The organism is Paenibacillus sp. FSL R7-0331, assembly GCF_000758645.1.
Classification (GTDB): Bacteria; Bacillota; Bacilli; order Paenibacillales; family Paenibacillaceae; genus Paenibacillus_AQ; species Paenibacillus_AQ camerounensis.
Genome location: NZ_CP009284.1, coordinates 41,027 through 59,485, shown reverse-complemented (window position 1 = coordinate 59,485; position 18,459 = coordinate 41,027). Strand labels below are relative to the sequence as shown.

Genomic DNA, 18,459 nt, shown 5'->3' with positions numbered 1-18,459 from the left:
ACCTCCTAAGTTATACTATGAAAGACTTACTTCGACCATTACGCTTCTTCACTTTTCTCCAGTTCTTCCAGAGTCAAGAGCAGAACCGAGGCCGTGTGCCGCCCTACTGCGGCATGCATCGAGCGCCTAACGCCCGGAATCCAGACGATATTGCCTGCAGCATCACAAACAAGGGGAATCACAGAGCGTTCGGAAGAAGGTATTTTATCATCAATGTAAATATCTTTTACCTTTTTGCTTCCGTTTAATCCCATAACCCTTATGGTATCTCCAGGCAATCGGGAACGGACGGTCAGCGGCATGGCCAGCTCTTCACTGTCAAACCAGGCTGATGTCTTCCCGGAATCCTCCCCCTGTAAAGCAAAGCTTTCCCTCTCCAGCACCGTCATCGTCATTGCTTTTCCAATCTCCTCAATGTCAAGGCGGGAATGCGGCAAAGACAACCGATATGTATAGCTAACCTTCCGAGGCTGAGGCTTGGACGAGAATAAAATGGTATCATACTGCCGCACACAGATCAGTCCCCCGCCCAAATCTAGATTCCATCCGGTGGGTTGTTCCTGCAGCGTTCCCCGGCGTACTGCTTCGATCTTGGAAAAATCGGGTGATAATGCATCCGCCGACAGATAATTTAATATTAGTTTAATCAAACGCCGTTGTAAAGCGGACGGCAGCGCTGCAAATGAAGCTCTTTTCAAGGTGTATTTTCCATGCTCCGCCGAAACAAGCTCCTGGAAGCATTTTAGCGCGTTCGCCTCCATGTACTCATCTTCCGCCCCGGTAATTTCAGACAGCTGCAGCAGGGACTGCTTCACCCTGGGATTGTATTTCTCCAGCATGGGCAGCAGATCCAGCCGTACTGCATTACGCGTATAATGCGTCAGCAGATTACTGGCATCCAGAACGTAGTTATACCCCTGCTCTTGGCATAGGCCGGTAAGAGCTGTTTTGTTAATACGAAGGAAGGGCCGGATGAGTTCCACCTTTTTTTCGGTCCGTTTCCAGCGCATTCCGGCAAGCCCCCCGGAACCGCTTCCCCGCAGCAGCCGCATAAGCACCGTCTCCGCCTGGTCATCCGCATGATGGGCCAGTGCGACCGCACGCGCACCGTAACGAAGTGCTATTTCGATCAGAAACGCATACCGCTTCTCCCTTGCTGTTCCCTCCGGTCCGAGACCGCTGTCCTTTGCCATAGCAGGAATATCGAACTCTGCCAGCTCGAACGGCAATCCCAGCTCCTCGGCAAGCCTGCGGACAAATTCAGCTTCTCCGGCAGACTCCTCCCTGAAGCCATGGTTAACATGGGCACATACCAGCTTTAGCGGTGTCCATTTCTGCGAAATTTCATACAGGATACGCAAAAGAGCCACAGAGTCCGGTCCTCCGGAAACTGCGACTACTAAGGTGTCATGGGGCGCCCACAGCTCATGCTCGGCCGCGGACTCCATTACGGACTGCACCAGTTCTTTCATCTGCTCCATCTGCGGATTCCTTTCCTGCCAGTTGATCTTATGTATTATGTCAAAACCGGATTACCCAGTAAATCGTAAAGACCAGTACAAATAACGATAATGCAAAAGCATTCTTAAGCCAGCGCGGTGTGACTGCAGCCTGTCTCTCCGGTTTGTGCTGCCCATAAATATGCTGTTTCCAGACCGCCGACGCTTGTGCCGATCCGGGAAATCCGCCCTTTAGCGCCAGGCATAGCCAGGAGGAGAGCTTCTTATCCGGAAGATTTCGGGCCAGCTTCATGAGATCATCCACGCTCCGTGTCTGAGGCAGCTGCTGGGCACAGACCTTCAGTCCGCCCTCATTTAAAAGGCGCAGGCATAATACAGCAAAGGAAAACAGGTCATAGTTCTCATCCCCCGTTCGGCTGCCGGCATTCCAGAAGCCGCGGTCATGCCATTCGGTAAACTGCTTGACGCTGCGCCCGATGGGACTTGCCCCTCCGTAATCAATCAGCTCGGCTTCACCATAGTCAGACACCATCACATTCTCCGGCTTCAAATCGCCGAAGACAAAGCCGCATTCATGCAGCTTCTCCAGCTTCTCCAGTACCCGGAGACCGACCAGCCCAAGCCAGGATGCGCCGTGCCTGGAGAGAAAATGATGCAGCGGTCTTCCCTCAACATAACGCATAACATAGAAGGGCTCATTCACCCCATCTTTGAAATCATCGGATTCCAGTAAATATGAGGATAGCGGAGATTCACGGCGTGCCCGGTGCTCACTGCGTTTGCGGCAGGATTGAAGGGTGGTCAGCACATTGATCTCCGACTGCAGCTCAAGCGTATCGTTACCAACCTTTAGCGCATACTTCTCCCGTCGGCCTTCCCGCTGCACGAGATATACGGTTCCATTCGCCCCTTTTCCCAGCATCCGTTCGACGACATAGCGGTTGCCCCGCCATTTGCCTGTAATTACTGTGCCTACTGGATAGGGTGGATTAGACGACATACCCACCAATCATCCCTTCTCGTTCATCGCGTTCCCCCCGCTCAAGGCGGTCACGGTGTTCATCCAGTTTATCATATCGGTAATGCTCAAGCACCCTGAAAATTGCCGGTCCTGTCGGAGTAGCCCCCCTCATCTTCATTCTGCTGAAGAGCGAGCGTACCGCCGATACATCACTGCTCCAGTCCATATCCAGTGCCGCATCCTCGCTGCTGCTGCGCCCGGGAAAATGGAACACGGCAATTTCGCTGCGTCCTTCGCGCGCTTCCAGGCTCAGCGCCAAATCGCGGATGGCTTCCTCCACTGCTGGAAGCTTGGGCTTCATGCTGGCACTGGCATCTATTAGCAGCGCAATGCGCAGAGGTGTAGTCTCCGTAAGCTCATCCACTACAGTAACTACCTGGGAACGTTTGGCCGGAGGCAAATCCTCGAGCGAGCCTTCACCCAGTATTTTTTTTACCTCTTTATTAACCGCCTGCTGAATGGTCTGAACCACGGTTTTGCGCGTCATCATCTGCATCGTCTGCGCCAGCTGCGGCGTCCCGACAATCCGGCTTAGGCCTCCGCCTGCCTTGGCAATGTCAGCAATTTCCCTGCTGCCCAGCTCTCCGATTGTTCCATAATCGATAACGCCGACAACATTAACGGTGATTCCCTCCTGCCGGGCATGCGCCGCAGCCATCACCGGACTTTCCCCCACGTTCGAACAGCCGTCAGTAATGAGCAGAATTTGTCTCATAACCCGTTCACTCCCCTTTGCCTTGTCTCTATTTCTAGCATATCCAAGGTTGAGAGATTTCAAACGCGCTTTAGCTGCAAAATTAAAGGTCTAGTGAATGGGCCCGCCAAAGAGAAGACAAAAACCTGCCGCAGAGCGGCCGCACTGCGGTTTAAATAGAGAGCGAGTCCACTAGTTGGAAAAACGACCGCTATTTAAATGAATCTGCCCGAATATCAGAAGTTAGTTGGAAAAAAGCTACTTATATTCTCAAAAAGTAGACTTTGGGTCAATATGTGCAGAAATTAAGTGAACCTTTTCCCACTAAAATCGAATTTAGAGCCCCCACGCAGCATGTAAGTGGATTCATTCCATTAAATGCCTGCTTACAAAAGTCGATCTGCTCCAGCAGCGTACCCTCACGGATACCAGCTAATCAGCTGACAGTCCGCGGGCGCTCCATCCGGCCGATCCCGGGCAGATGCAGGCTGGACCACTGCGGATGATAGTGATCCAGGCGGCTGACTACAATCGTCATATCATCATGGATCTCATTGCCCTGGTAGCGGATTACCTTCTCCAGCAGCTCATCAGCCATATCCTGGGGATCGTCCCCTTCAAGCTCCTGAATCAGCCTCTTCATCCATATCTCTTTATTAACGGCATATCCGGGCGCATCATAAATACCGTCTGTCATCATAATGAGAATATCACCCGGGCATAGCTGCATACTGATCAAATCCACCTCGATATCCTTAATGATTCCGATAGGCAGGTTGCTTGAGGTAATCGGAATCACCTCACTGCCCCGGCGGATAAAGCTGGGTGCGGAGGCGATTTTCATAAAGGTGGTCTGTGCGGAGTACTGGTCAATCAGTGCCATATCGACCGTCGCATAGAATTCCTCGGGCGATCGGAGCAGTAAAATGGAATTTACCGATTTGACTGCCAGCTTCTCGTCCATACCTGACTGCAGCAGCTTCTCCAGCATCGATAGCGCAGCACTGCTTTCCATCCGCGCGCGCTCCCCGTTACCCATCCCGTCACTAATTGAGACTGCAAAGGTTCCGTTCCCCAGCTCCACTGTACTAAAGCTGTCTCCCGAGAGCATATCTCCGCCCTTGGCTGCGCCTGCCACACCGGTACTAACCTCATATGCTTTTGCTGAGCCGAAGGTAACCATGGACAGGCCCTCCCGCGGATGAACTGCCGTTTCATTGACGACAGCGATATTCTCCTCCAGTATGTCCGAGAGCAGCGGTGCAATCATTTTACGGCATTCGTCGAAGCCTCTTGTGTAAGCATGGACAATCTCGATCTCAACCCGCCCCGGGTCCAGACTGAGAATTTCAATGCTGTGGATGGACAAGCCCAGCTTCTCCAGCGCCTCACGGATCTGCCCTTCCTGACGGTACATGGCTTGTCCCTCACGTTTAATTTCCCGGGCCAGATCCTCCATGACCTGGGAGACGCCGGACAGCTGCTCGGCAACAAATTGGCGGCTGTCGTATATTTGCCGCTTCCAGCGCATATCATGCTGGTATAGCTCATATTGGCCTTTCATAACATCCAGCACCTCAGCCGTTTTTCCGCAGATCCGGTTCCATTCCGGAGGAAGCTGGGCTGCTGTGATATCCGGGCATTCTTCCACCGTAGTCATCATATCGGTCATATACCGGTAGGTCTGATAGAATTTAGCATCCCAGCAGTGTGTCCGCCGGATGCAGCCCGCGCAAGCGCCTTCAGTTACAGTGCTCATGAAATTCTCCATTTCCCGGTCACTCTTTCCTGCCTCTGCGGCGCGGGGAATCTGTCCGAAGCTGCTGGACAGCTGCTGAAAAATCTGAGAGAACTGCGTAACCCGTTCTGCTGTAATATCCCGGACCCTCCGCGCATATTCATGCTGGGTACGGCTGTGATCGGCAGTGCCAGGTACATACTTTGCTATAGCTGTAATCATTCCTTTCGGTGTTAGAAGAAATAGCAGCACAGCAGCACAGGTTTCCCAGGTGGATGACATGACATCGCCGGGCCCCAGAAAGTACACGGATAGAATCGTTGAGCCGAGCAGCATCCCCATGGATACGGCCCCTTTGCGTCCGGCCTGCATCATACCTGCCAGCATACCAGAGAAAGCAAGCAGGCTCATCTGATAGATGGCTCCGATATCCGCAAGGCTGAGGATCAGGCCGGTGACTACTCCGACTGCAGCACCAAGCGGAGCTCCTCCCGCTAGGGCAAACAGCAAAATCAGATAACGGGACAGGATATGCTCGAGCGATAGCCCTCCTACTGTCCAGCCTACAAGTCCTGTCATAACCGAGGCAAGCAGAATAATCAGGCAGAGAACCTCATCGCTGCGCAGTGCCCGGCTTTTCATTTTGAATGTAAACAACGGGAGAGCCTGAAGAAATACGAGTGTCAGTACAAAGCCAAGCAGGGCATCAACAGCAGCCATCATCAGCGGGTACCAGGCAATTGAGGGACCAATCACGACCCGGAACAGGCCGACCATAAACGAGGATACAAATACCATAAGCGGAGCATAGGATAAGTCTATCCGCTGAAAGTTCTCCATACCCTTATAGATCAGGAAGAGGACGATCAGCTCTGAGGCGACTACAGCGGCTCCGGGAAACGGTGTAAACAGGCTGCCGAGAATAATAGCACCAGCCACGGGCAGCACGGAGTCTTTTCTCATAAAGAGAATTACAGCAAAGTAAGCTACAGCAAAGGGTGAGAGCTCGTCCAAAATCATGGCCCGTCCCAGCAGAAAGCCCATCAGACTGAGCAGCAGGGTCCATTTCTTCACCGCTATCAGCTGGATTAGCGTCAGCTTCATGCCCCAGTTCTTTACACGCGTGCTCCAGGCCTCTTCCTTCTGTCCCTTGTCCTTGCTTCCGGCTCTGGTCCACTCCGGCAAATTCACCACATTGCTTTTGTTCATTCCTTCGCACCACCCGTTAGAGAATTTATGGTTCTCATTATAAGCGCACGATTCTATGAAAGTTTGTCAGAAACAGAGAGCAGACTTTAAGAAATTTCCGACAAAAAAGCCCGGGCCGACATTTTATGGAAATTAACTCCTATCCCTTACGGGCCACCGGATTAGCTTCGCTTGTGGCTGCATACATGACTTGCGGATTAAAACCTGACAGCAGATATTCGTCAGCGATTGCCCCGGAGATATGTGAAATCGGCAAGGATGCTGTCGGCAATTTATTCTGCTGCGACAAATTAACCCCACAGCAGAGCCTTCACATGGAACGTGGCTCAGACCTTTTGCGGGGGGATTCCAGGAATACAATAAAAAAACCGCAGCGGCATGATGCCCCTGCGGTTATTTATGCTGTACAAGTATCGGATTACACGCGTTTGGCTCCACGGCCGCCGCGTTTTCCTTCTGTGTTCTTCTTGATCGAAGATATCCGTTCTTCGCTATCTTTCAGGAAGCGTGACATTTTATCCTCGAATGAAGGTTTACCGGCTGCAGGCTTGAATGGACGCCCACCCCGTTCACGATTAAAACTACCGCCGCCTCCACCGCCTCCGCTACCTCCGCCGAAACGGTCTCCGCCGCTTGGACGTTCTGGTCTTGGGGCTCTAGGGGGACGTACTTCTGATGCCGGCTTATCAACAGCCTGCTTAATGGAAAGCCCGATCTTGCCGTCCTTGTCAACATTGATCACCTTGACGGTTACTACATCAGCAATCTTCAAATGATCGTTAACATCCTTGACGTAGTTATCAGCGATTTCCGAAATGTGAACGAGACCTGTGACACCTCCTGACAGATCCACAAATGCTCCGAAATGCGTGATGCCTGTCACCTTGCCTTCTAACTTGGTGCCCACTTCAATTGCCATAGAATAAAATGATCCTCCCTTAAAAATATACAGACGAATATAAACTCCATCCAGTCTGCGGTGATTTGATTATACAGTAAAGAGCAAATCAAGGCAACACAGCTAAAGCCTGATTTGGCCAGCTTTATTGCCCTGATTGCTCTGTACGGATTGGCAGTTCGCCCGGAAGATACATATTGTACCATTTCCGCGCCAGTTGTCCGATATACTCATCATCATTAAGCCTGGAGACCTCGTATTTCAGCTGGTTAAGCGAGGCAGTGACATTCTCGCTGCTTGCCTGTTTCTTGGCAAGCACCTCACTCTTGTCCGCAATCGAAGCGCTCTGGGCAAAGAAAATGTAACCGGACCAGCTGAAGAATACAGTCATTACCGCAAGCCATATGAACTTTCTTCTCTTCGCACCTGCGGCCACAGCCTTGCTTGCCGTTCCCTTATCTTCCGCAGTAAATCTGTTCATGCGTCGTACCCCCAATGTAAGGTCAGCGTTTCCGCCATGCGGTTATCCATTCAATTGATCTCTTAATCCAGGCCGATTGACCGAGCCGGGATACATACGGAGAGATCCATCTTACTGGAAATACCCAGATTGGCTTCGTTAGACGCAAGAGCAGCTTCAAAATAAATAACAGGATGCGCCCGAGCAGCAATAGCGTCCCTTTACAAAGCCGCCAAAGCCAGCGCAGCGGTACACCTATTAAGATTTCCAGTGCTCTCCATAGCAGTCTGCACGTATACTGGACCGACTGAATTAACATTACCACAAAACGCCGGACCGTAACACTGAAGATCAAAAAATAGATCCATACGCCTAGAAAGAGCCCTAAAAAGACATAAAACCTCAATTGACCCTGATTTCCGGCATACAGCATGCGAAACACAAGCAGCGCAGCCCATATCCAATACAGCAGATCCAGCAGCGCATTGAGCCATTTAGGAAAGCTCAGCTTCAGCGACAGCACCCGGTAGCTGTCATAAGCCACGCCCATAGCTGAACCGGCCAGTATCATATAAATCAGGGTCATCCACTGAACTGCGGGGTTCATTTAAACAGCTTGCCCAGTATGCCTTTGTTTTTCCCCTGTGTTCCGGGATCAAGATAAATCAGGGAATGGACATTGCCTTCCAGCGACAGAATGCCGTTCTCGAGGCTGAGGTTTTTGATATGTAAATGATTCCCCCGGATGGTGAGATGGCCAAGCTCCGTACGGAGCAAAAATTCCTCGCTGTCGAAGCTCTCTACATTCTGAACACCCGTCAGCTCCAGCTGCTTGCGGCTGCGCATGTGCAGATCATGCTGCTTATTGACTTTTACTGGCTCGATCATAGCATGTACCCCTCCTTCTTGATTCTAATCTATGGTGGGGGAACGGGTTATAGAACTGGCTGAATCTCCTGAACATATAAAAAAGCACAGCTTTACATAAAGTAAGGCTGTACTTGTGATTATTACTATTTGCTTCTACCAGTCCAGTCCGCTGCTTTTGGCAACAGGCTCCTCACGGAGCAGTGTGTACATCCCGGCTGCCTCATCCTTACGGGTGGTTTCAACCAGCTTCTCCACTTTGACCGTTACAAGCTTCTGGCCGAACTGCACTGTAATCTCGTCACCGATCTTTACTGTGCTGCTTGGCTTGGATTCCTTACCGTTAATCAGCACCCGGCCTTGCTCGGACACATCCTTGGCCACTGTGCGGCGCTTGATTAAACGGGACACCTTCAGATACTTGTCCAGACGCATTAATTAACGGCTTCTTTGAGCTTGTTGCCAGCCTTAAAGGCTGGTACAGTCGATTCAGGAATTTCAATAGGTGTGCCCGATTGCGGGTTGCGGCCGGTACGGCCGGAACGTTTGCGTGTTTCAAAAGTACCGAAGCCGATCAGCTGTACTTTATCACCCTTGGACAAAGCATCGGTAATTTCGCTAAGTACACCGTTCAATACGGCTTCTACATCTTTTTTTGCCAATCCGCTTTTTTCGGAAATGTTGTTTACCAGATCTGTCTTGTTCATAATTAGAAGTTCCTCCTAGGATACAAAAAAATAAATGAAACGCGATCAGCTGCCAAAATCTGCCTCAAATCGTCATTTCGTCTTTATGATATTCTTGATGCCGCCCGGAAATCCTGCCGCAAACCGCCGTTTTTTTGAAAAATCGTCTATTCCGGCTCCAGGCACTACTACATTATAAACCTCTTGCGGCATTTGAAACCAGAGAATGAAGCCTCATTCACAGCATTGCCGCTTCCTGCAGCAGCTATACGGCTAGAGTAACGGTTTATGCAAAAGTCTGCTGCAATTAATTCCGCTCCTGCAGCTTGGCTTCCTGCCATAACAGCTCCATGTCACCCAGACTGCTCTCCTTCACACTGGTACCCCGGGCAAGCAGCTGCTGCTCGATGTAGGCAAAGCGGGACACAAACTTACGGTTAGTGCGGGTTAGCGCCTCCTCCGGGTCTGCTCCAATGAAACGGGCGGCATTCGTTGCCGCGAACAGAAGGTCACCAAGCTCCAGCATTTGTTCCTCAGGCGTTGCGCCGCTCTCAACAGCCTCCTGCAGCTCATCTGCCTCCTCACGGATTTTGGCCAGTACATCGGTAATATTGTCCCAGTCAAAGCCCACCTTGGAGGCCTTCTTCTGCAGCTTGTAGGCTTTCATGAGGGCAGGCAGATCACGGGGAACTCCGCTGAGCGCCGATTCTGTCTCCGGTTTCACGCCTTTGAGCCGCTTCTCTTCGGCTTTCATGCCGTCCCAGTTCTTCAGCGCCTCCTCAGCGTCCGCTGCGCTCATATCGCCGAATACATGCGGATGACGGAAAATCAGCTTGTCATTCAATCCCTCGATGACATCAAAGACACTGAAGGTGCCGAGCTCTTCTTCAATCTGGGAGTGAAGCATAATCTGCAGCAGCAGATCGCCAAGCTCCTCCTTCATGTGATCCGGATCATCCTCATCAAGGGTCTCCAGCACTTCGTAGGTTTCCTCAATCAGATTCTTGCGCAGCGATTCATGCGTCTGCTCACGGTCCCACGGGCAGCCCTCCGGGCTTCTCAGGGTGTCCACAATCTCATGAAGCCGCGCAAAGGTACGTCTGCGCGCATTCTCTGCACGGTTCGCAGGGATATAGACCAGGGAGAGATTGCCGTAGCCGTCAATCCGGTCCAGCTCATAGAGCGGCACACGCACAATCTGCTCCTCCTGCTCCACCCCAAGGGCATGGCCGACTATCACTTCGTACTCCGGCGGATACAGCTCCATCAGGCACAGCTTGGTCTCCGAAGCAGTAAAGGTATCATAGACCTGCCCGATCAGCGTATGGAGCTCAGGCTGGAGCTGTGAGCTGCGGATCCCCGAGGCGTCCAGCAGCTGAAAGCCTTCAATCGGATCAAAGCCGAGCCGCACGAAGGCTTCGTCCAGGAAGCTCTCGCCGCCGAGAATCTGCAGCTCAATGCCGGCTTCCGGGCAGCGGTGCCGCAGCTTGGATACCGCTGATTCGGCCACCATCGGATGTCCGGGAACAGCGTAGACTATTTCAGTACCCTCCGGTGCGGACAGCGCTTCTTCAATTAGTCTTGCGGTGATCGCTTCATACACCTCCGGGAAGGAGTCCAGCGACTCGTACAGTCCGTCAAAGGACTGCGAATTAATCTTAAGCTCTGTCAAAGCCGCCATTGCCGGATGCTCTGCCGTCCGCACATAGACGGCCGCAGCCGCCTGCAGCTTCTTGATAATCCCCAGCGTCAGACGGTCCGGGTTGCCTGAGCCCAGGCCGACCACAGTTAATTTTGCACTCATGGCTTTCACTCCTTTTTCGCCTGCCCTTGTGGCCGGTTGATCCGGGGGCAGGCCTGTCTTGCCTGTTATTGTTATAACGCTCTAATATCAGCTATGCATAAGCCGGATGGTACAGGTTATTGACTGTACTCTTAAGGAAAGAGGCGCAGCTGCTTAAGCTTGTCCGCAAGCTTCGGGCCGAAGCCCGGCAGCTGGCGCAGCTCGCTCTCGCTGAGCAGCCGAAGCCTGACCGCGCCCAGCGCAAAGACCGCGCAGCCCGCCAGAACGCCCAGCAGCGTCTGCGCAAGGCTGGCCATCCGCCCGCCGCCTAAGCCGGCGGCGGTAAGCGCCAAAGCCGTGCCGCTGCTCACGGCGGCGGCGGCAAGCCCCAGGCCCGCGAGCAGCAGCGCGGGCCGCAGCAGGGCATCTGCGATGCGCAGCCGCAGATAGCCCTGCCGGTACAGCAGCAGCACGTTCAGCGCTGCTGCGAACCCGTGCGCCGCCACGCTGGCGATGGCGGCGCCGGTAATGCCCTGCTGCGGCACCAGCAGCAGGTTAAGGGCCGCCTTAAGCACAGCGGCGGCCAAGAGGTGCAGCGCCGGCGCGCGCACGGCGCCAAGGCCCTGCAGCAGCGCGGCAGAGATGATGCTGACGGTACCGCCGGCGGCGGTGAAGGCCAGCCAGATCATCGTGCCGCTGCCTGCGGCATCGCCGTACAGAGCCACGTTGACCGGCTCTGCCAGAACCGCCAGGCCGACCGAAGCGGCCAGGCCCAGCAGCCAGAACCAGCGCAGCGACAGGCTGCAGCGGGTTCGGATTAAGGCATCATCGCCGCGGTACTTGGCCTCCGCCAGGGCGGGGATGAAGACAACTGACAGCGAGGTCGCCAGCATGGTCACGATCTGCACGAGCGGCAGCCCGCGGTTATAAATACCGAATTGGGCCATGGAGGCTGCCTCGCCGACGGCAGATGACAGCAGCCTTGGGACGGTGAATACATCGACCAGCCCGATCAACGGCACAGCCAGCGCTCCCAGCATCACCGGCAGGCCGTAAGCCAGGAGCTGCCCTCGGGTCGCCTGTTTGGTTCGGCCCGCAGCTGCGGTATGTAGGCGCGGAGGCTCTGCACCGGCAGCTGCAGACACAGCAGGTCCGGCCTGACCAGACTGCCGCCCGTGCCGTCTCCAAAAGAGCAGCATAACGATCAGCCCGGCAGCTCCGCCGGCAGCCGAGCCGAGCATGGCTCCAGCCGCAATTTCCGCTGCGCCTGCTCCGCTTCCGGTCAGATACAGCAGCAGCGCAATCATGACAATGACACGTACAGACTGCTCTGTTACCTGTGATACGGCTGTGGGCAGCATATTATGCAGTCCCTGAAAATAACCGCGCAATGCAGCCATAAGCGGAACAACAGCCAGTCCGAAGGCACTGGTATGCAGAGCCGGTATGATGTGTGAATTGCCGACTATACGGGCAATCACAGGAGCACCTGCATAGGTAAGTATACCGATGATAATCCCGCAGACCGCTGTGAGAACTGCTGACTGCCGGAGAATCCGTCTTCCCTCAGCCTCATTGCCCCCGGCTGAGGCTTCAGCGACAAACTTGGAGATCGCCGACGGCAGGCCCAGCATTGCCACCGTAATCAGCATCGTATAAAGCGGGTTAACCGTGTTATAAATACCGAATACAGCGTCACCGCCCAGGTTCTGCAGCGGGATCTTTTGCAGCGTACCGATAAGCTTGGATACAATGGCTGCCGCGCTGAGAATAAATGCCCCTTGCAGCAGCTTGGAGCCTGATGTGCCTGGTTTCATAATTTACCTGCTTCTGCAGCAATAACCGCTATAATAGGATGAATTTCTATATTATACCGCAAGCAGGCAGACGACAAAACCCCGCCCCCTCTTTGATTATTCATCAAAGGGAGAGCGGGGCCAGCGGCACCAAAGCTTCTACTGCTCCATTTGCTTGCCCAGGAAAGCGGCAGCGGTCTCGGCCATCTTTATTTCCATCTGTGACATTTTTACGGAGTCATCCTTGTTCATCAGTACGACACAGCCAATCGGATCACCGCCTGAAATGATTGGGGCAGCAACATAACTGGACAGCAGTTCGGAATGCTCTTTGCTGATGTCGTAAGTTCCGCCGTTCGTCTCAAGCGAGGTCTTGCGGCTCTCCATAACCTTTTCGAGCAGCACCCCCACCTGCTTGTCCAAATATTCCTTCTTGGAGCCGCCGGCCAAAGCGATAAAGGTGTCTCTGTCTGTAATCATTGTAATGTGTCCGGTACCCTCATACAGCGATTCCGCATATTCCTTGGCAAAGTCGCCAAGTTCCCCTATCGGGGAATACTTTTTCAGTATGACTTCACCGTCCCGATCAACGAATATCTCCAGCGGATCGCCTTCACGGATACGCAGTGTGCGTCTAATTTCTTTAGGAATAACAACACGGCCCAGATCATCAATACGGCGAACAATACCAGTAGCTTTCATTTCACATGTTGCCCCGCTTTCTTAAGAAGTATGGTCCAACTACTGTCCATTATGGGAAAGGATAATCCCAGTGATTTATCGTAATATCTGACCATAGTATTCATCTCTTCCCAGTTCCTTATACATCTCAGGTGCTTAATTAAACACAAAAAAGCCACCCCTCGCCTGGAAGCGTCAGGATGGCTTTTCTTTTGATTATTGGGCTGCTTCTGTAGCAGCCGGTGTTGCGCTTGGTGCTGCTGTAGCCGCAGTACCGGACTCGTCCGCAGCAGCAGTGCTCTTCGGCAGATTAATTTCAATTTCCAGCGAGTCAAGCTCCTCATCAAGGAACTTCTCAAGGTTCTTTGAAGCAAGCGTACTCTTCACCGTTTCCTTCTGCTCATCGGTCAGCTTATCAAAAGCAGTCTCTGTCCGGGACTCCACTTCGATGATGTGATAACCGAAGCTGGTCTTCACCGGTTCGCTGATGGTATTCAGCGCCAGCGTCTGTGCAGCCTGCTTGAACTCTTCCACGTAAGAGCCCAGTGCCTTGTCCTTATATTCACCGCCATTTTCTACAGACCCGGTATCATCGGAATACTCCTTGGCAACTGCAGCGAAATCTCCGCCGGCGTCAAGCTTGGCTTTAGCCTCGTTAGCCCGCTTCAGCGCATCCTCATCAGTCCGTTCCTTGCCGTCAGCATCAGTCAGGCCGACCAGTACATGACGCAGTGTAGCGACTGTGTAATCGCCTTTGGTCGCCTCATATTCGGCCTTCAGATCCTCATCGGTAATTTTCAACAGCATATCCTGGTACACTGTAAGCACGCGTACCATATACGAGCGAATTTCGGCTTCGGTCAAATTCTGCTCCTTCAGTGTACTTTCATAGGTATCGCCGAGTGCCTCTTTCATTGAGCTTACCTGTACATCAGCTTCTTTCTCAGCCTGCTTCTTGGCATCGTCCGAAGCTTGTCCGGCCAGATACTCAAAAGCAACCTCCTGCTTCAAAATGGATTCCTTAAAGGCATCAATCTCCAGATATGCCGCCTGTTGCGGGGACAGGAATTTCATGACCCGGGTGTCCAGATCGAATTCCTTTTCTGTAATCGTACCGTCCTTGTAGGTTGCTACAGCCTGGCTGGTATCCTCAGCCGTATTGGCGGCATTGTTATTGCTGCTGCATGCAGACAGCATAGTGAAGGAAACCGCTGCGGCTAATGAAACCAGCAGCACTTTCCAGGATTTTGTTTTATTTACTGACATTGTGTAGTTCTCCCTTCAATTTTAACGACTCTTTCGCTGCAGCCAGAAACTGCTCCAGAGAATCAAGCAGCTCCTTGTCACTGAGATCCTTGACTTTAATACGGATGCCAGCTTTGGCCTCTCTATCAAATTGTACACGTCTTTCGAATTGATTACCAACTTTAGCGAGCTTTGCGGTATCAAAGGCAGCTGCGCCGCCTTCATGGAAATTAAGGGATACCTCATCACCGCGCCGGATCATCGATTCCATGCCGTACAGCTTGCCATACACCTTCAGCCGGGCAACTGACAGCAGGTTAATTACGGCCTCCGGCAATTCGCCGAACCGGTCAAGCAGCTCATCCTCCAGCTCGTTAGCATCCTCAAAGGCAGACACTGCGGCAACCTTTTTATAAATTTCAATTTTCTGGATGCTGTCGTAAATATACTCGGACGGAAGATAAGCGTCAATCGACAAATCAATGACCGTATTACCCTGCTTCAGGGACGTATCCTCTTCTCCGAGCACTGTAACCTTCCGCTTCCGTATTTCCTCGGCAAGCATCTGCGAATACAGGTCAAATCCGACCGAGGCAATGAAGCCGTGCTGTTCTGCACCGAGCAGATTTCCCGCTCCGCGGATGGAAAGATCGCGCATCGCTATTTTGAAGCCGGAACCAAGCTCAGTGAATTCCTTGATCGATTGCAGGCGCTTCTCGGCAACCTCTGTCAGCACTTTGTCCCGCTGGTAAGTGAAGTAGGCATAGGCAATCCGGTTGGAACGTCCGACGCGCCCGCGCAGCTGGTAGAGCTGAGACAGGCCCATTTTATCGGCATCATGCACAATGAGAGTGTTGACATTCGGGATATCAACGCCAGTCTCAATAATACTGGTGCTGACGAGTACATCGTACTCCCCGTCCAAGAAGTCCAGTATCGTCTTTTCCAGCTCGGATTCCGACATTTGCCCGTGCCCCACGCCCACCCGTGCTTCAGGCACCAGCATAGAAATCTGTGCTGCCATCTCATGAATACCCTGCACCCGGTTATACAAATAGTACACCTGTCCTCCGCGGGCAAGCTCACGCTCTACAGCCTCACGGGTAAGAGTCTGGCTGTGCTCAACCACATACGTCTGTACGGGAAAGCGGTTCTCCGGTGGCGTCTCAATGACTGACAAGTCCCGTACACCCAGCATGGACATATGCAGCGTACGCGGTATCGGTGTTGCGGTCAGCGTCAGAACGTCGACATTTGTTTTCAGCTTTTTAAGCTTCTCCTTATGGGTTACCCCGAATCTCTGCTCTTCATCAACAATCAGCAGGCCCAGGTCTTTAAACACCATATCCTGGGATAGCAGCCGGTGTGTCCCGATTACGACATCGACGGTTCCCTGCTTCACGCCTTTTAAGGTTTCATTCTGCTCCTTACGGCTGCGGAACCTGCTGAGTACCTGTATATTAATCGGATAATTGCCGAAACGCTCACGGAATGTCTCGTAATGCTGCTGGGCCAAAATAGTCGTCGGCACAAGCACCGCTACCTGCTTGCCCTCAATGGCTGATTTGAACGCGGCACGAATCGCCACTTCAGTCTTTCCGTAGCCTACGTCACCGCACAGCAGCCGGTCCATCGGACGGTTCTGCTCCATATCCTTCTTGATTTCTTCAATCGCCCGGAGCTGGTCACGCGTCTCCTCATAAGGGAACATTTCCTCGAATTCATGCTGCTCCTGCGTGTCCTTCTCGAATCCGTAGCCGAGGGCGCTCTGACGTTCTGCATACAGCTTGATCAGATCATCGGCAATATCCTGAACGGAGGAACGCACCTTGCTGGTAACTCTCGTCCACTCGTTGCCGCCCAGCTTGTAGACCTTTGGCTCCTTGTCTTCCGAACCGACATATTTCTGGATCAGATCGATCTGGTCAATCGGCACGGACAGCTTGTCACCGCCGGCATACATGATGTGCATATAATCCCGGTGAATCCCGCTGACCTCAAGCGTACCGATTCCCATATATTTGCCGATACCGTGATTCTGGTGGACGACATAATCTCCGATCTTAAGCTCGGTATAGCTCTTGATCCGTTCAGCGTTGTCGATTCCCTTGTTCAGCTTGCGTGCTTTACGCTGCTTCTGCGAGAACATTTCGCCTTCGGTAATAACCGCCAGATGAATGGACGGCAGCTCAAAACCTGAGCCCAGATTGCCCTGCAGCAGCGTCGGCTCCTCAATTCCGTAATCGTCGAGCACACGGCGGATGCGTTCCATCCGCTCTTCGCTGCTTGCCAGCATTACAACCTTAACGCCGGATTTTTGCCAGCGCTCCATTTCTGATTTTAAAACGTTCATCTGCCCGTGGAAATCCTGCATTCCGCGGCTGATGAAGCCCAGAATATTCTGCGGCTGGATATGCGGAACCTGGCGCAGAAAAATGGACATGAACAGGCTCTGGAACGGCCGCCGGTACATAATGGCATCATTATCTACCGAAAGATGCAGATCGGGCAGATTTTTGCCGTTCTGAAGCAGATGCAGATTCCATTCCGACTCGTCGCGTTCCAGCTGCTTTGCCGTTTCCAGCAGTCTGGCCGGCTCATCCAGCACCAGCAGAGTGTCCTCCGCCATGTAATCATACAGATGAGTCCGCTCCGGATATAAGAGACTGATATATTTATAGATTTCAGGGAAATAGGTGCCTTCCCGCAGCATTTCAAGCTCCCGGCCCATTTCTTCGCGCAGGCGCAGCTTGGCCTGACGGTCAGTCATCTTCTCAAGCTGACGCTCCAGCAGCCCGGCAGCTGCTGAAGCAGCCGATTCAAGCCGGGACTGATCGGCAATGATCTCTTTGGCAGGAGTGACTGTAACACTCCGGACCTTATCAATGGACCGCTGGTCGGCAGGATCAAAAGTCCGGATTGAATCGACCTCATCATCAAACAGCTCCACCCGGTAAGCAAACGGAGAGATCATAGGATAGAAGTCGATGATGCCTCCGCGTACACTCAGCTCACCGCGGTTCTCTACGCGTTCTACCCGCTCATAACCCATCTCAATCATCGACATCAGGAATTCATCAAGGGAGAGCGTCCCGCCTTGTGATACAGTCAGCTGTGCCGCTGCCATTACATGCGGCGCCGGCAGCAGCCGGCGGACGCCGGAATACGGAACAACAATAACCCCGCGGAAGCCCTGCGCACACCGGGTAAGCACGTCAATCCGCTGCGCAAGCGTCTCCGGGCTGGATACAGCCGCTTCAGCAGCAACCAGTTCGTTGGCAGGATACAGCAGCACGCGTTCTGTAGAAAGCGCTTCCTGTAAATCCTCAGCCATCTTCTGGGCAGAGAACATATTATGGGTCACTACAAGCAACGGGCGTTCGAGCTCTTCATGGAGCGCTGCCAGCATGATTTGTCTGGCTGAGCCTGACAGGCCCGAGATCAGCTGCTCCTTCATACCGGCAGCTACGCCGCGGGTAACCGATTGAAAATCAGGATCCTTGGAAAAAGCCTCTATAAGACCATGTAACAACTAAAGACACCTCTCTTACTGAACAGGCCGGGCAGCGACTGCTAGATCACTGCCGCCCGTTATGATGGGAATTGAAAACAAGCCTTAGCATTAAGGCCAAGGCTTACGGTTGACGACAGAGACAGCCGCTTTACCTTACTGAAGCGGACTGGCCAGCAGGCTGAGCTCGGGATTGTTATCCAAGGCCTCCTTGCAATAATCGCAAGTAACCTTCACCGTGATTTCGCCGTCTGAATCATACGCTATGATCTCTCTGCGTTCCGCAGGGGTCAAGGAATGCAAGCCCAGTTGAATTTCTGTGGCCGTACTTCTGTCAATGCTCCCCAGAAAAGTGCGGCAGTGCCTGCACACGTAGTGTATTGCCATCTATATGCCTCCTGAAGGTAGTA

Annotated in this window: 17 protein-coding genes; all 17 read right to left on the bottom strand. The window is 52.9% G+C overall.

Annotated elements, in window-relative coordinates:
- Nucleotides 1-38 precede the first annotated feature (38 nt).
- The 17 genes from tilS to R70331_RS00205 all read right to left on the bottom strand — a co-directional run bounded on the left by tilS (nt 39) and on the right by R70331_RS00205 (nt 18,436).
- The gene (gene tilS / locus R70331_RS00280) at nt 39-1,481 is read right to left on the bottom strand and encodes a tRNA lysidine(34) synthetase TilS (RefSeq protein ID WP_042171873.1); all 1,443 of its coding nucleotides are present in this window, start codon (nt 1,479-1,481) and stop codon (nt 39-41) included.
- A 40-nt stretch (nt 1,482-1,521) separates the two neighbouring features.
- Complete coding sequence (locus R70331_RS00275) at nt 1,522-2,460, bottom strand: serine/threonine protein kinase (RefSeq protein ID WP_042171872.1); 939 nt, start codon at nt 2,458-2,460, stop codon at nt 1,522-1,524.
- Nucleotides 2,450-3,196, bottom strand: a complete 747-nt coding sequence (locus R70331_RS00270; protein WP_042171871.1) for a vWA domain-containing protein — start codon at nt 3,194-3,196, stop codon at nt 2,450-2,452. Before R70331_RS00270 ends, R70331_RS00275 begins: the two co-directional genes overlap by 11 nt.
- Nucleotides 3,197-3,611: 415 nt before the next feature.
- Nucleotides 3,612-6,122 (bottom strand): stage II sporulation protein E, encoded by a 2,511-nt coding sequence (gene spoIIE, locus R70331_RS00265; RefSeq protein WP_042171869.1) that lies wholly within the window; start codon nt 6,120-6,122, stop codon nt 3,612-3,614.
- A gap of 139 nt (nt 6,123-6,261) precedes the next feature.
- Nucleotides 6,262-6,393, bottom strand: coding sequence for a hypothetical protein (locus R70331_RS32260; protein WP_269322262.1), 132 nt, complete (start codon nt 6,391-6,393; stop codon nt 6,262-6,264).
- Nucleotides 6,394-6,540: 147 nt separating this feature from the next.
- The gene (locus R70331_RS00260) at nt 6,541-7,041 is read right to left on the bottom strand and encodes a S1 domain-containing RNA-binding protein (protein WP_042171867.1); all 501 of its coding nucleotides are present in this window, start codon (nt 7,039-7,041) and stop codon (nt 6,541-6,543) included.
- 124 nt (nt 7,042-7,165) lie between these two features.
- A complete protein-coding gene (locus R70331_RS00255; RefSeq protein ID WP_042171865.1) occupies nt 7,166-7,501 on the bottom strand; it encodes an FtsB family cell division protein in 336 nt (111 codons plus the stop codon).
- Between the two features lie 22 nt (nt 7,502-7,523).
- Nucleotides 7,524-8,087, bottom strand: coding sequence for a spore cortex biosynthesis protein YabQ (gene yabQ, locus R70331_RS00250; protein WP_042171863.1), 564 nt, complete (start codon nt 8,085-8,087; stop codon nt 7,524-7,526).
- Entirely contained in the window at nt 8,084-8,368 is a 285-nt protein-coding gene (gene yabP / locus R70331_RS00245; protein ID WP_039868889.1) for a sporulation protein YabP, read from the bottom strand. The genes yabQ and yabP overlap by 4 nt, the downstream gene beginning before the upstream one ends.
- Nucleotides 8,369-8,503: 135 nt before the next feature.
- Nucleotides 8,504-8,782, bottom strand: coding sequence for an RNA-binding S4 domain-containing protein (locus tag R70331_RS00240; protein WP_042171862.1), 279 nt, complete (start codon nt 8,780-8,782; stop codon nt 8,504-8,506).
- Nucleotides 8,782-9,054, bottom strand: a complete 273-nt coding sequence (locus R70331_RS00235; protein WP_039868883.1) for an HU family DNA-binding protein — start codon at nt 9,052-9,054, stop codon at nt 8,782-8,784. The genes R70331_RS00240 and R70331_RS00235 overlap by 1 nt, the downstream gene beginning before the upstream one ends.
- Before the next feature lie 286 nt (nt 9,055-9,340).
- On the bottom strand, nt 9,341-10,837 hold the full coding sequence (mazG, locus tag R70331_RS00230) for a bifunctional methyltransferase/pyrophosphohydrolase YabN (RefSeq protein ID WP_042171859.1): 1,497 nt from the start codon (nt 10,835-10,837) through the stop codon (nt 9,341-9,343).
- Nucleotides 10,838-10,968: 131 nt separating this feature from the next.
- Nucleotides 10,969-12,633, bottom strand: coding sequence for a putative polysaccharide biosynthesis protein (locus tag R70331_RS00225; protein WP_042171858.1), 1,665 nt, complete (start codon nt 12,631-12,633; stop codon nt 10,969-10,971).
- Between the two features lie 138 nt (nt 12,634-12,771).
- Nucleotides 12,772-13,314: a stage V sporulation protein T gene (gene spoVT / locus R70331_RS00220; RefSeq protein ID WP_042171855.1), complete on the bottom strand. Its 543-nt coding sequence runs from the start codon at nt 13,312-13,314 to the stop codon at nt 12,772-12,774.
- Between the two features lie 195 nt (nt 13,315-13,509).
- Nucleotides 13,510-14,559 (bottom strand): peptidylprolyl isomerase, encoded by a 1,050-nt coding sequence (locus R70331_RS00215; RefSeq protein WP_042171853.1) that lies wholly within the window; start codon nt 14,557-14,559, stop codon nt 13,510-13,512.
- Nucleotides 14,546-18,070, bottom strand: a complete 3,525-nt coding sequence (gene mfd / locus R70331_RS00210; RefSeq protein ID WP_042171851.1) for a transcription-repair coupling factor — start codon at nt 18,068-18,070, stop codon at nt 14,546-14,548. The genes R70331_RS00215 and mfd overlap by 14 nt, the downstream gene beginning before the upstream one ends.
- A gap of 135 nt (nt 18,071-18,205) precedes the next feature.
- Nucleotides 18,206-18,436: an anti-sigma-F factor Fin gene (locus R70331_RS00205; RefSeq protein WP_042171849.1), complete on the bottom strand. Its 231-nt coding sequence runs from the start codon at nt 18,434-18,436 to the stop codon at nt 18,206-18,208.
- Nucleotides 18,437-18,459: the final 23 nt, after the last annotated feature.

What these genes read in the sequence shown, in the direction of transcription:
- R70331_RS00240 (WP_042171862.1), bottom strand. Translation starts at nt 8,782, where the DNA reads ATGCGTCTGGACAAGTATCTGAAGGTGTCCCGTTTAATCAAGCGCCGC.
- tilS (WP_042171873.1), bottom strand. Translation starts at nt 1,481, where the DNA reads ATGGAGCAGATGAAAGAACTGGTGCAGTCCGTAATGGAGTCCGCGGCC.
- R70331_RS00270 (WP_042171871.1), bottom strand. Translation starts at nt 3,196, where the DNA reads ATGAGACAAATTCTGCTCATTACTGACGGCTGTTCGAACGTGGGGGAA.
- R70331_RS00255 (WP_042171865.1), bottom strand. Translation starts at nt 7,501, where the DNA reads ATGAACAGATTTACTGCGGAAGATAAGGGAACGGCAAGCAAGGCTGTG.
- R70331_RS00260 (WP_042171867.1), bottom strand. Translation starts at nt 7,041, where the DNA reads ATGGCAATTGAAGTGGGCACCAAGTTAGAAGGCAAGGTGACAGGCATC.
- R70331_RS00225 (WP_042171858.1), bottom strand. Translation starts at nt 12,633, where the DNA reads ATGAAACCAGGCACATCAGGCTCCAAGCTGCTGCAAGGGGCATTTATT.
- R70331_RS00235 (WP_039868883.1), bottom strand. Translation starts at nt 9,054, where the DNA reads ATGAACAAGACAGATCTGGTAAACAACATTTCCGAAAAAAGCGGATTG.
- R70331_RS00275 (WP_042171872.1), bottom strand. Translation starts at nt 2,460, where the DNA reads ATGTCGTCTAATCCACCCTATCCAGTAGGCACAGTAATTACAGGCAAA.
- R70331_RS00215 (WP_042171853.1), bottom strand. Translation starts at nt 14,559, where the DNA reads ATGTCAGTAAATAAAACAAAATCCTGGAAAGTGCTGCTGGTTTCATTA.
- spoIIE (WP_042171869.1), bottom strand. Translation starts at nt 6,122, where the DNA reads ATGAACAAAAGCAATGTGGTGAATTTGCCGGAGTGGACCAGAGCCGGA.
- mazG (WP_042171859.1), bottom strand. Translation starts at nt 10,837, where the DNA reads ATGAGTGCAAAATTAACTGTGGTCGGCCTGGGCTCAGGCAACCCGGAC.
- spoVT (WP_042171855.1), bottom strand. Translation starts at nt 13,314, where the DNA reads ATGAAAGCTACTGGTATTGTTCGCCGTATTGATGATCTGGGCCGTGTT.
- yabP (WP_039868889.1), bottom strand. Translation starts at nt 8,368, where the DNA reads ATGATCGAGCCAGTAAAAGTCAATAAGCAGCATGATCTGCACATGCGC.
- yabQ (WP_042171863.1), bottom strand. Translation starts at nt 8,087, where the DNA reads ATGAACCCCGCAGTTCAGTGGATGACCCTGATTTATATGATACTGGCC.
- R70331_RS00205 (WP_042171849.1), bottom strand. Translation starts at nt 18,436, where the DNA reads ATGGCAATACACTACGTGTGCAGGCACTGCCGCACTTTTCTGGGGAGC.